The 13,377-nt window shown below is 34.3% G+C and carries 11 protein-coding genes and 1 pseudogene; 8 read left to right on the forward strand and 4 right to left on the reverse strand.

The window, feature by feature from the left end:
• Positions 1-2: 2 nt before the first annotated feature.
• The 4 genes from rsmE to HMPREF1052_RS00555 all read right to left on the reverse strand — a co-directional run bounded on the left by rsmE (position 3) and on the right by HMPREF1052_RS00555 (position 5,065).
• On the reverse strand, positions 3-734 hold the full coding sequence (gene rsmE, locus HMPREF1052_RS00540) for a 16S rRNA (uracil(1498)-N(3))-methyltransferase (protein WP_005758444.1): 732 nt from the start codon (positions 732-734) through the stop codon (positions 3-5).
• A gap of 165 nt (positions 735-899) precedes the next feature.
• A complete protein-coding gene (locus tag HMPREF1052_RS00545; protein ID WP_005758630.1) occupies positions 900-2,042 on the reverse strand; it encodes an N-acetylneuraminate epimerase in 1,143 nt (380 codons plus the stop codon).
• 117 nt (positions 2,043-2,159) lie between these two features.
• The gene (locus tag HMPREF1052_RS00550; protein WP_005758442.1) at positions 2,160-4,007 is read right to left on the reverse strand and encodes a TRAP transporter large permease subunit; all 1,848 of its coding nucleotides are present in this window, start codon (positions 4,005-4,007) and stop codon (positions 2,160-2,162) included.
• 71 nt (positions 4,008-4,078) lie between these two features.
• Complete coding sequence (locus HMPREF1052_RS00555; protein WP_005758353.1) at positions 4,079-5,065, reverse strand: sialic acid TRAP transporter substrate-binding protein SiaP; 987 nt, start codon at positions 5,063-5,065, stop codon at positions 4,079-4,081.
• A gap of 311 nt (positions 5,066-5,376) precedes the next feature.
• On the opposite strand from HMPREF1052_RS00555, the gene HMPREF1052_RS00560 reads away from it, so the two are divergent.
• From HMPREF1052_RS00560 to recO, 8 genes and pseudogenes are all read left to right on the forward strand, one after another.
• Positions 5,377-6,066 carry an N-acetylmannosamine-6-phosphate 2-epimerase gene (locus HMPREF1052_RS00560; protein WP_005758506.1) on the forward strand — a complete coding sequence of 230 codons (690 nt, stop codon included), beginning with the start codon at positions 5,377-5,379 and terminating at the stop codon, positions 6,064-6,066.
• A 10-nt stretch (positions 6,067-6,076) separates the two neighbouring features.
• Positions 6,077-6,955, forward strand: coding sequence for an N-acetylmannosamine kinase (locus HMPREF1052_RS00565; RefSeq protein ID WP_005758460.1), 879 nt, complete (start codon positions 6,077-6,079; stop codon positions 6,953-6,955).
• Between the two features lie 4 nt (positions 6,956-6,959).
• Positions 6,960-7,832: a MurR/RpiR family transcriptional regulator gene (locus HMPREF1052_RS00570; protein ID WP_005758504.1), complete on the forward strand. Its 873-nt coding sequence runs from the start codon at positions 6,960-6,962 to the stop codon at positions 7,830-7,832.
• 20 nt (positions 7,833-7,852) lie between these two features.
• Complete coding sequence (gene nanA / locus HMPREF1052_RS00575) at positions 7,853-8,731, forward strand: N-acetylneuraminate lyase (protein ID WP_005758405.1); 879 nt, start codon at positions 7,853-7,855, stop codon at positions 8,729-8,731.
• Positions 8,732-8,828: 97 nt separating this feature from the next.
• Complete coding sequence (nagB, locus tag HMPREF1052_RS00580; RefSeq protein WP_005758531.1) at positions 8,829-9,632, forward strand: glucosamine-6-phosphate deaminase; 804 nt, start codon at positions 8,829-8,831, stop codon at positions 9,630-9,632.
• 9 nt (positions 9,633-9,641) lie between these two features.
• Positions 9,642-10,787 carry an N-acetylglucosamine-6-phosphate deacetylase gene (gene nagA / locus HMPREF1052_RS00585; RefSeq protein WP_005758390.1) on the forward strand — a complete coding sequence of 382 codons (1,146 nt, stop codon included), beginning with the start codon at positions 9,642-9,644 and terminating at the stop codon, positions 10,785-10,787.
• Positions 10,788-11,399: 612 nt separating this feature from the next.
• Positions 11,400-12,491, forward strand: a pseudogene (locus tag HMPREF1052_RS00590) (porin); the annotation flags it as partial.
• A 172-nt stretch (positions 12,492-12,663) separates the two neighbouring features.
• Positions 12,664-13,374 (forward strand): DNA repair protein RecO, encoded by a 711-nt coding sequence (gene recO, locus HMPREF1052_RS00595; RefSeq protein ID WP_040596122.1) that lies wholly within the window; start codon positions 12,664-12,666, stop codon positions 13,372-13,374.
• Positions 13,375-13,377 lie beyond the last annotated feature (3 nt).

Here is a 13,377-nt window from a genome sequence, read left to right on the forward strand (position 1 = left end):
ATTTATAAATCACCAAAACTCACTTGTAGTGCCGTAATTGCCACTAAAGATGCTGTTTCAGTGCGTAATACACGTTTGCCCAATAATACTTCAGTAAAACCTTGTTTTTCTGTTTGCTCAATTTCTTGTGGAGACAATCCACCTTCAGAACCAATCAGTAGACGAACGCCTTCTGTGGGAATTTCAGGTAAATTTTTAATTGAATATTTTGCGCGAGGATGAAGATTGAGTTTTAACATACCATCTTGTTCAGCACACCAATCTTGTAATTTCATCATGGGACGAATTTCAGGTATAACATTGCGACCACATTGCTCGCAAGCAGCGATAGCAATCTTCTGCCATTGCTGTATTTTTTTATCCATACGTTCCGCATCTAATTTCACCCCACAACGTTCGGACCATAATGGAGTAATGACATTCACACCTAATTCCACAGATTTTTGAATAGTAAATTCCATACGTTCGCCACGTGAAATCACCTGCCCTAAATGAATTTTTAAATGGCTTTCATGAGAGTCAAATTGACAATCTTGAATTTCAACTTCTACTGATTTTTTATTCACTTGTTTAATCACAGCAGGATAAATATGGTTGCTACCATCAAATAATTCAAGTTGTTCGCCCTCTTGCATGCGTAACACACGACCAACATGATTAGCCGCATCTTCAGTTAATAAACAAGTTTTCGTCTGGTATAAAGATTCAGGATGATAGATTCGAGGAATTCGCATAGTTTCTCTAAGTAAAAATATCGGAAGTTTATGATAACAGAAAAATAAAAGTGCGGTGGAACAAAATATTGATTTTTAATAGATTATCTAAAAGACAAAAAAGTGCGGTTAAAATCTCAAAAATTTCAACCGCACTTAACTCTTAAATAAGTCACTTAGGTTATATTATTCAACTTTTAGGTTTTTACCATCAAAACTTACAGTTTTAACTTCAGTTAATGCTTTACCGCCATCGGTTTCACCACCGATAAAGATAATTTTGTTATCATAAGGAACCGTCACACCTGCTGCGATATTGGTTGGATATTTACCGATAATTTTCCAAGTTCCTTTTTTCGCATCTAAAGTATACACTTCGTTATGATAAGTTTTTTTCAATCCACCAGTACGGTGTGCATCATTAATACCTTTCGCATAGTTTGCACGAGCACCAGGGAAGTTTGCACCACCAGTGACAATGTAATAACCATTGGTATAACCGCCCATAGCTGCTGCGATACCATCTTGTTCAGCATAACCAGCTGGTGCAGGTAATTTACCTAATTGTTTCCATTTAACACCGTCTTTACCGATAGTTCCTAATTCCGTTGTAGGAGTACGTAAACCAGCTTTGATTTCACCATTGACAACTAATAGTTTATCTCCTTGAACTGCAACTGCCGCTCCAGCACGACCACCATATGGGAAGTAGCCTTCGTTACGCCATATGTTATTTGCAGGTTCATAACTTACAATTTCAGATGAGAAAAAGAAGTCTTGTGCACGTAAATTGAAATATGGGTCAAATACAGTTTTTTCTTTATCTTTATCGCCACCTGCTAATTTAACATCTTGGAATAAACCATTCCAAATTTCTTGGTTTACACCACCAACAAAGTAAACTTTACCATTTGCCACAGCACCTGAAGCCCCTACGGCTGCACGAGGTGAACGAGTTTGGATTTTAGTCCATGAATTGTCCGCAGGGTTATAAACGTGAACATCATTAATTAGTTGATTGGCTGCAACGTCAGTATTTTGCAAACCACCAAATACATAAAGTTTACCATCAACACCTGCTGCAACAGGTTGGTTACGGGTACCACCAGGGAAAGCAGCGATTTCTTTCCATTGTGCATCTTTTTCTTTTAAGTTAAGTGAATAGAATTTATCACCACCAGAACCTAAGCCCACATAAACGGTATCACCAATTAATGCACCTGCACCGCCTTTGATACCTACTGGTAAATCAGGGTATTGTGCAGCAAAGGCTGAAGTTACTGTCATTGCTGCTATTGCTGTAAATAGAGCTGTTTTTGTGAATTTCATAATAATGACCTCTTTATTAGGTTTTAATCTTCTATTCATCAAACGACACTGAATAGTCTTTATTTTTTAGTCAAACTCATTGGTTGACTATGTTATTTTTCAATTATTCCTTATGCATTAGGGCATAATCAAATTAGGAATAAAGGTAATAATTTGCGGGAAGAGTGTAATTAACACTAACGTAATAAAAATTGGTATTAAGAAAGGCAATACCCCTTTAGTAACTGTACTGACACTCATATTCCCTACTCGAGCAACGACGAATAATGCCATTCCCATTGGTGGAGTTAAGATACCAATCATCATATTCAATAATGTCATTACACCGAAGAAAATTAAGTCAATATCAAATTGTACGGCAATTGGAATTAACATTGGTAAAACTAAAAATTGAAGTGCTAATGCATCAATGAACATGCCTAGGAATAACAATAGCAAGTTGATCATCACAAGCACCATAAGTTGTGAGTCTGCAACTGACATGAACATTTCTCCGATACGCATCGCGACTTGTTCACGAGCAATCATGTCACCGAAGAAAGTTACTGTCATTACCATTAAGACAGTTACACCTGTAATTGCTAAAGCTTCAACACAACTTTTGAATAAACCTTTAAGATCTAATTCTTTATATACAAACATACCGATAATGGTTGAATATAACGCAGAAATAACAGCCGCTTCAGTTGGTGTAAATAAACCAGAGAAAATCCCACCGATAATTAACACAGGAGTTAACACTGCCCAAATCGCTTTTTTAAAGGCTTGACAACGTTCTTCTAAGGTCGCTTTAGGTGTTCTTGCATAACCACGACGTTTAGATACATAGTGGTTCATTATCATTAAAGCAATTGTCACTAGGACTCCAGGAACAAAACCTGCAACAAATAGTTTGGCGATAGATTGGTTAGAAATAACACCATAAATAATCATTGAAATGCTTGGAGGAACTAACGGACCAATGATACAAGAAGCTGCGGTAATCCCTCCGCAAATATCATCATCATAACCATTATCTCGCATTGCTTTAATTTCTAATTGACCTAGACCACCCGCATCTGCTAATGCGGAACCTGACATACCAGAGAAAATTAAACTTGCCCCAATATTTACGTGTCCCATTCCACCAGTGTAATGACCTAATAAGGCTTTAGCAAAGTTAAAGATTCGTTCAGTAATTCCACCTGAATTCATTAGAATGCCGGTTAAAATAAAGAAAGGTACAGATAACAATGGGAAACTATTTAAACTTTCGACTAGCTTAATAGAAGCTGAATTTGATACGTTCCAACGTGTCATAGCAAAATAAAGCAAAGTCGCAATAAGCAATGACCAGCCTACAGGTGTACCAAGGAACATTATAACTAACCAAACCACTAACACGACATATACTGAGTCTGCACCTAATTTGACATAGTTAGTAATACGGAATATTTTATAAAAATCTGGGTTAATTAAATAAATAGCAATTAAAACAGCTGCCAACACAAGATAAAAGACAGGGCCTAAATATGTAAGATTTTCTCTTTTATTATCACTTTGTGCTTGAATAAAACGAATAAACATTAAGATACTGATAAAGGGTAATGAAGCATATAACCACTTTTCAGAAATTCCTAAAGAAACGATTTCAAAACTATTCTCCACAAAATTCTTATAACCAAAATGTGCTAACATCAAGATCGAAATGAATATTAAAATTTGCACAAAACTATTGGTTACTTTCTTAAGTTTTGTTGGAAATAAGTTAGTAATAAAATCAATAAAGACATGTTGTTGAGAACGAATCGCCATACTAATTCCTAGCATACTGATGTAAACAAACAGTAAACGAGCTAGTTCTTCTGACCAAGACAAAGGCGCATCAAAAATTTGGCGAGCAGCGATTTGAGCAATTAATATTGCAAATATCACTAAAAAAATCACTCCACCAATCCATTCTTCTAATTTATTGAAAATCTTCATATAAAACCTCTCAAAAATAGAAATTAGGCCTATTAATTAAATTTATCTATTAATAGGCCAAGTACTATTTATTATTTAGATACTGCTTCAATTTGTTTTAATGCTTCTTCACCTGTTGCACCATTTTTCTTCACAAATTCTTCATAATAAGGTTTCATCGCTTCTTTAAATGGCGTTAAATCTGGATGAGTTACTGTTACACCTTGTTTTTCAAAGAATGAAACTAAGGATGCTTCGCCATCTACAAATAATTTAGTGTGATATTCAGCTGCTTTCATTGCTGCATCTTTCACAACTTTTTGTAAATCTTCTGGCAAATCAGTCATAGTTTCATTACTTACCAAATAAAGTTGGTCATTTAAAATATGATTTGTAATAGCTAAATATTTTTGCACTTCATAAAATTTTTGTGCTTCGACTGTTGGCAATGGATTTTCTTGAGCATCAACAGAATTTGTCTGTAATGCTAAGTAAACTTCAGAAAACGCCATAGGTGTTGGAGATGCGCCTGTGTATTTAGCAAATGCCAAGTTAGTTGCTGCATTAGGCACACGAAGTTTTAACCCTTTCATATCTGCAATGCTATTAATTGCTCGATTAGATGATGTTTGACGTGTACCGTTATAAGCTTGAGAAAGAATAGTAACGCCTAATTCCTTATTAATTTTTTGCATTAAATCTTTACCAAATTGTGTATCATGCAACGCTTTTTGTGCGGAGGTAAAATCTTTAATAACATAAGGCAAGGCAAATACTTCTGCTTCTGGGAAATAAATTTGGAAACGAGCTGATTCACCAAAGGTAAAGTCTAATGCGCCGTCTTTTAATTGTTTCAACATTGCACGGTCATCACCTAATTGTGAACTTGGGTAAAGAGAAACTTCAATTTTACCTGCTGATTTTTCTTTTACTTCTTTAGCAAATAATTCAGCTGCTTTATATTCATTAGATGTTGTACCTGCATTCATACCAAATTTTAAATCATAATCTGCCGCAAATGCTGACATTGATACACTTAAAGAAATTGTCGCTGCAAGAATCGCTTTATTAAATTTCATAGAATTACTCCTGTGTAAAAAAATTAATGTGTATACCCATAGCCGTATTATTATAATAATTGAAGTAAAACTTCATAACCGTGACAAACATCACATTTTAGTAAAATAATAGTAATGTTCTTAAAAAATAAAAATAATCAATAAATTCAACATATAAAAGACAAATCACTCAATTAAAAAATAGAAGTTTTTCTTCAAAAAATGATAAATATCACAATTTTTAATAAAAAATGTTGCCCTAAAATATTGAAAAGCGTATCTTAGACAATCAAGAAAAAACGCTTCTTTTTTGTCATAATAATGGAGTTTATATGTCAAAACTTACTCATCAAGCAATTTTATCGCAAATAAAAAATGGACTTATCGCATCTTGCCAGCCTGTTGATGATGGTCCAATGGACAACCCTAAAATCGTGGCAGCGATGGCACAAGCTTCTGTAATTGGTGGCGCATCAGGATTACGCATTGAAGGTATTGATAATTTAAAAGCAACCCGACCAAATGTTACAGTGCCTATTATTGGAATTGTAAAACGTGATTTACCTGACACTCCAGTTCGCATCACTCCATTTTTAAAAGATATTGAAGAGCTTGCAGCTGCTGGTGCAGATATTATTGCGGTAGATGGCACTGATCGACCTCATCCAGTTGACTTACAAACTGCGGTTAACAAAATTCACGAATTAGGTTGTTTAGCCATGGCTGATTGCTCTAACTTATCTGAAGGGCTACATTGTAAAGCATTAGGCTTTGATATTATTGGTAGCACAATGTCTGGTTATACGTCTGGTCCAGTACCTGTAGAACCAGATTACCAATTAGTTAAAGATTTCAAAGCTGCTGGTTGTTATGTGATGGCAGAAGGTCGATACAACACACCTGAATTAGCCAAAAAAGCAATCGAAATAGGTGCCGATTCAGTCACTGTAGGCTCAGCATTAACTCGATTAGAACATATTGTAAATTGGTTTGTGGATGCAGTGAAATCAGCAAGTAAATAAAGGGGATATTATGCGTTGTCTTTCAATTGATATTGGCGGTACAAAAATTGCAGCTGCAATTGTAGAAAATGGGCAAGTTTCTTCACGCATACAACTTGCCACTCCCACTCAACATGTAGTAGATGCAATGCATGATACATTAGCTAATATAGTAAAACATTATCAAAATCAATTTGACTATATTGCTGTTGCTTCAACAGGGATTATTAATCAAGGGGTGCTTACTGCACTTAATCCTAAAAATTTAGGTGATTTAGCTGAATTTCCTTTAAAAGCCAGTTTAGCAAGACATACTAATAAACCCATTGGTTTACTTAATGACGTTCAAGCAGCCGCCTATGCGGAATATCAAAAGGAAGATCAAAAGGAAATCCAAAATTTTACATTCATTACTGTTTCAACTGGAGTTGGTGGCGGCATCATTTTAAATCGCCAATTACTAACCGAACCTCATGGTATTGCGGGTCATATTGGCCATAGTTTAGCTGATCCTAATGGACCAATATGTGGCTGTGGGCGCCAAGGATGTGTTGAAGCGGTCGCATCAGGTCGTGCTATTGAGGCAGTATCTAGCCAATGGGCAGAACCATGTCAACCCAAAGAAGTATTTGAACGTTTCAGAAATTTTGATGAAAAAGCTACCGCACTTGTTCATCGTTCTGCAAAAGCAATTGCAAATTTAGTTGCGGATTTAGTCATCAGTTTAGATATACAAAAAGTGGTTATTGGTGGAAGTGTGGGACTGGCAGAAGGCTATTTACCTTTAGTACAAACATATTTAAAACAAATGCCTCCTGTTTATCAATGTGAATTAACAAAAGCGCTTTATGGGCAAGATGCTGGATTAGTTGGAGCTGCTTACTGGGTTAATGATCAATTAAGGGGATAACTCAATGTCGTTAATAAATACAACATCCATTATGAATACAATTGATACCTTACATCATTGTATGACTAAAACAGAGAAAAAAATTGCAGAAGAATTAATGGCTTCGCCAAATGATTTTGGACACTACTCTCTTTCTCAATTATCAGAACAGCTTGGTGTTGGTGAAGCAACCTTTATTCGTTTTTGTCGAACCCTAGGTTTTAAAGGATTTAGTGATTTTAAACTTCAATTATCCATTGAATTAGCAACAAAAGATGCAAAAGATAATACTGTTTTAGAGACAGATATTACCGCTAATGATGACTCATTAGATATTGCTAACAAATTACATGCAGTAATAAATACAGTGGTAAGTGAAACCATTAATTTATTGGATATGAATCAATTAGAAAAAGTCGTAAAAGCCATTTGCAAAAGCCATCGTCTATTTTTATTTGGTGTGGGTTCCTCTGGCGTGACTGCTGAAGATGCCAAAAATAAATTTATGCGTATTGGATTACAAGTAGATGCCACATCAAATAATCATTTTATGTATATGCAATCAGCATTAATGAAACCCAATGATGTGGTCATTGGTTTGAGCCATTCTGGTTACTCAAAAGAAATTGTTCAAGCTTTAAAAATTGCTAGAAAAAATGGAGCAACAACAGTAGCGATTACTCATAATTTACGTTCTCCATTAACCCAAGAAGCGGACTTTGTTTTGGTTAACGGCAATCGCCAAGGAAAATTACAAGGTGATTCTATTGGTACAAAAATAGCTCAATTATTTGTACTTGATCTTATTTATACATTAATTGTTCAAGCTGAAGTTGATAAAGCAATCAATAATAAGCAAAAAACAGTTGATGTCATTCTTAAACAACGAATTAAATAACCTAACTTTCAGGAGAAAATATGAAAAATTTAAAGGGTATTTTTAGTGCATTACTCGTTTCTTTCAATGAAGATGGCTCAATTAACGAACAAGGATTACGTGAAATTGTACGTTATAATATTGATAAAATGAAAGTTGACGGTCTTTATGTTGGTGGCTCCACAGGTGAAAACTTTATGCTCTCAACTGAAGAGAAAAAAGAAATCTTCCGTATTGCTAAAGAGGAAGCGAAAGATCAAATTGCTCTAATTGCACAAGTGGGTAGTGTAAATTTGAAAGAAGCTGTAGAACTAGGTAAATATGCAACAAGTTTAGGTTATGACTGTTTATCTGCGGTAACTCCATTCTACTACAAATTTAGCTTTGCTGAGATTAAACATTACTATGATACCATCATCGCTGAAACTGGAAGTAATATGATTGTTTATTCAATTCCATTCTTAACTGGTGTCAATATTGGTGTTGAACAATTTGGTGAACTTTATAAAAACCCAAAAATCATTGGGGTTAAATTTACCGCAGGTGACTTTTATTTGTTAGAACGTGTGAAAAAAGCTTACCCAGATCACCTAATTTGGGCAGGTTTCGATGAAATGATGTTACCTGCAACCTCATTAGGCGTTGATGGAGCAATTGGTTCAACATTTAACGTAAACGGTATTCGTGCTCGTCAAATTTTTGAATTAACAAAAGCAGGTAAACTTGACGAAGCTCTTAAAATTCAACATGTTACAAATGATTTAATTGAAGGTATTTTATCTAATGGCTTATATCTAACAATTAAAGAATTATTAAAACTTGATGGTGTAGATGCTGGTTTCTGCCGTGAACCAATGACAACAGTGTTAACTGCTGAAAAAATTGCATTCGCAAAACAATTAAAACAGAAATATCTTTAATAATAAAAAACAGGTTTGTTCCTGCAATCTTGTTCAATTATAGGGGCAGACCATCGGTCTGCCTCATTAATTGAAAAACACTTATAAAGGAAATTCTATGCGTCTTATTCCATTAGCTACAGAAGCTCAAGCTAGTCAGTGGGTTGCTCATTATATTGCAAATAAAATTAATCAATTCCAACCAACTGCTACCCGCCCATTCGTGTTAGGGTTACCTACTGGTGGCACACCATTAAAAACCTATAAAAAATTAATAGAATTATATCAGGCAGGGCAAGTAAGTTTTAAACATGTTGTTACATTCAATATGGATGAATATGTTGACTTGCCGAAAGATCACCCTGAAAGTTATCATTCTTTTATGTTTAATAATTTCTTCAATCATATTGATATTCCTGTTGAAAATGTCAATATTCTTGATGGAAATACCGCAGATCACCAAGCAGAATGCCAACGATACGAAGATAAAATTCGTGCTTATGGTCAAATTAATTTATTCTTAGGAGGCGTAGGAATTGATGGTCACATTGCATTTAATGAGCCAGCATCTTCTCTAAGCTCTCGCACTAGAATCAAAACATTAACTGAAGAAACTCGAATTGTGAACTCTCGTTTTTTTGGTCATGATATGGCACAAGTACCTAAATATGCTTTAACCATTGGCGTTGGAACATTATTAGATGCTGAAGAAATTATTATTCTTGCTACAGGCCATAATAAAGCCCTGGCAATTCAAGCTGGAGTTGAGGGTAGCGTTAATCATTTATGGACAATATCAGCATTGCAAATGCATCGACAAGCAATTATTGTATGTGATGAGCCTGCAACTCAAGAGTTAAAAGTAAAAACAGTGAAATATTTCTCTGAATTAGAACGTGAAGCAATTAAAAGTATTAAATAGGACATCATTATGCAATATGCATTAACTAATAGTGTTATCTACACTAATGACTGTGTTTTATATGATCATGCTGTCATTGTTGAAAATGATTTAATCAAAGCTGTAGTTCGCCAAAATGAACTGCCTGCTAAAATAGAAAAAATTGATTTAAAAGGACATAACCTTACTGCTGGTTTTATCGATCTACAACTTAATGGTTGTGGTGGCGTGATGTTTAATGATCAAACTACAGTAGAAACGCTTGAGATCATGCAACAAACTAACTTGAAATCAGGAACTACAAGTTATTTACCAACATTCATTACCTCATCTGATGAAAATATGAAATTGGCGATTAATATCATGCGTGAATATCTTGGTAAACATAAAAACCAGGCACTAGGTTTACACTTAGAAGGTCCATATATTAGTGTAGAGAAAAAAGGAACTCACCAACCTCAGTATATTCGTGTCATTAGTCCTGAAATGAAAGATTTTTTATGTAAAAATGCGGATGTTATCACTAAGCTTACATTAGCCCCTGAAAATCCAACTGCAGAATATATTCCTGAACTAGCTAAAGCTGGAATGATAATTTCTATTGGTCATTCTAATGCTACTTACGAGCAAGCTAAGCAAGCTATTAAAAACGGTGCAAGTTTTGCGACTCATTTACATAATGCAATGTCTCCTGTTAGTTCGGGCCGTAATATGGGAGTTGTTGGAGCCGTATTAGATTCTGATATTTATACTGGAATCATCGTTGATGGGCTCCACGTTGATTTTGGTAATGTTCGTATTGCTAAAGCAGCTAAAAATGACAAATTATGTATCGTCACCGATGCGATTGCGCCAGCAGGTTCTGACATTACAGAATTTACTTTTGTAGGTAAACCTATTTATGTTCGTGATGGTAAATGTGTAGATGAAAATGGCACATTAAGTGGTTCATCTATCACAATGATTGAATCTGTAAAAAATGCCGTCACTGAAATTGGTATTCCATTAGATGAAGCATTAAGAATGTGTAATTTATATCCCGCGCGAGCAATTAATGTAGCAGATAAATTAGGATCAATTGAAGCTAATAAGATAGCTAATTTAACTGTATTTACTAACCAATTTAAAGTGACTGATACATTCGTAAATGGGATTAGAACAAATTATTTATCATAATGTAATCAATCCTTTTTAAACTTAAATAGGTATGTTTTTGATTAATCATACCTATTTATTTATACTCTTCTAAAAAGCCTACTAAAACAAGATCAAGATCACACTCCAATGATAGTGCTAGCCCACTAATTTTATTTAGAAATTTTATTATTCCTCCAATAAACACATATTTTTCAAAAAACTTTTTTCTAAATTAAAAACAATTCCTATTTAAATAGTGATTTAGTTCACATTTTGGAGAAATATTTCATTTTTTTAAAAATTATGCACAAATTAATTCAAAAATCAAAAAACTAAAAAAAACATATATTTTTCATAAAGATAAATATAGAAAACTCCAAAAAAACAGAATAATGAAGCGTCACCTTATAACAACATCATACTTACAACATATATCTAATTGATTTTATTATATTATCCATTTTATTTTCGATAGTTTGACACCATTTTGGGATTTCATTAAATTTTATAACAAGGATGAGTTATCCCATTCCTTAACGCTTATATATATGAACAAATCATATGTAAATATTATCGAGTGATTAAAACTAAAAACTTAAGGTATCATTATGAAAAAGACTATCATCGCTCTAGCAATCGCTAGCTTTAACAGCAACAGCAGCAAATGCAACTATTGTCTATGGTGAGAAAGGTAAAGTAGGTACAGTAATTGATGTTAATGGTCGTATTACATTAGAACTTCAAAATACTAAAAATAACCGCACCGACTTACGTGACCCAAGTACTCGTCTTCGTGTTGATGCAATTCACCAATTTACTGAAAAATATGGTGTATTAGCGGCTTTAGAATTACGTTTCTCGAAAACAGATACATTAGATAGCCTTCATGTTAAACGTGCCTACGGCGGTATCTTCCATAAAGACATCGGTGAATTAACATTTGGTCGTCAATTAACTCATGGTGATAATTTAGACTATGCAAACTTTGACTATGAAGTAGGTTCAATCATCAAAGTTCCAGATCAAATGACAAAAGGTATTAAATTTACATCTGCAACATTTAATGGATTCAAAATTGGTGCTGACTACTATTTCGGCAATAAATCAAAAACAGCAAGTTCAACTACTTTAACTTATCCAACTTGTACTGCTTTACCTTGTAACACAGCACCAATTGCAACTACCACTACAGGACAAGGTGCAAGCACTGGTACTGGCTTTGATATTGTAGGTTACTATGATCACAAATTTGGTGATGTATCAGTTGGTGTGCGCGGTGGTTTCGGTCAAACTAAAGCTTCAACAACCGTATTTGAAGCAGATCAATTTAATGTGAAATCACATGGTGCAGGTATATTATTAGGCTATGCTGATACAACATTTGGTTTTGACTATGCACATGTTGAAACATCAAAACGTGGGTTAGCAGCAGCTAAAGCTGGTGGTTGGGGTAAATTCTATGCTACTAATGTTATTAATGATGATGTAACTCAGTACCGTACAGCATTAAAATATAAACTAACTCCAGAAGATACTATCCAAGCGACCTACATTTGGGGTAATGGTAAAACTCAAGGAGATGCTGACAACGATAAATTCCGTGGTTGGGTATTAAGTGCGGGTCATGAATTCAATAAAAACTTCTTAGTCTACCTTGAAGGCGGTTCATTCAAAGTTAAAGAAGCAGGTCAAAAAATTGATGATGATAAGAAAATCGCTCTTGGTACTCGTATCTTCTTCTAAAAGATAATTAATAAAAAACATCATAGCTAATGTCTTTTGCCCAATAGAAATATTGGGCTTTTTATTTTTATATTTATTTATGTCAATATGATGATTGATTCAAAAAAATAACTAAAAATTACTGTCTAAAATCTGATAAAATAAGTCAGCTCATAATGGAGAGGGAAAAACAATAGAAAATCTGCAACGAGGCTTTGTATTACATCGCAAACCCTATAGTGAAACGAGTTTATTAGTAGATCTGTTTACTGAACAAACAGGTCGTTTAACTGTGCTAGCAAAAGGTGCTAGAGCAAAACGTTCTTCTTTAAAATCAGTCTTACAGCCATTTACACCATTATTACTTCGTTGGTCTGGTAAAGGTAGCTTAAAAACATTAACAAAAGTGGAACCCGCAGCATTAGCATTACCATTACAACAAACAGCATTATTTAGTGGGTTTTATATCAATGAATTAATCTCAAGGGTAATTGAACATGAGACATCCTATCCTCAACTTTTTCAGGATTATTTGCATTGTTTAACCTCCCTTGCATTATCTCAAGATTATGTCGAGCCTGCTTTACGTGAATTTGAGTTTAAACTTTTACAAACTTTAGGATATGGAGTGGACTTTCTTCATTGTGCTGGTTCTGGTGAACCCGTAGATCCCAATATGACCTATCGTTATCGCGAAGAAAAAGGTTTCATTGCTTCACTTATTAAAGATAATCTCACTTTTTATGGTCGTGAATTACTGGCTTTTGAACAACAACAATTTAATGATACCGCTGTTTTACAAGCAGCTAAACGTTTTACACGTATAGTGCTAAAACCTTATTTAGGCAATAAGCCATTGAAAAGCAGAGAATTATTCACACAACATATTTTATATTTAAAATAATAA

Source organism: Pasteurella bettyae CCUG 2042, from assembly GCF_000262245.1.
GTDB lineage: Bacteria > Pseudomonadota > Gammaproteobacteria > Enterobacterales > Pasteurellaceae > Basfia > Basfia bettyae.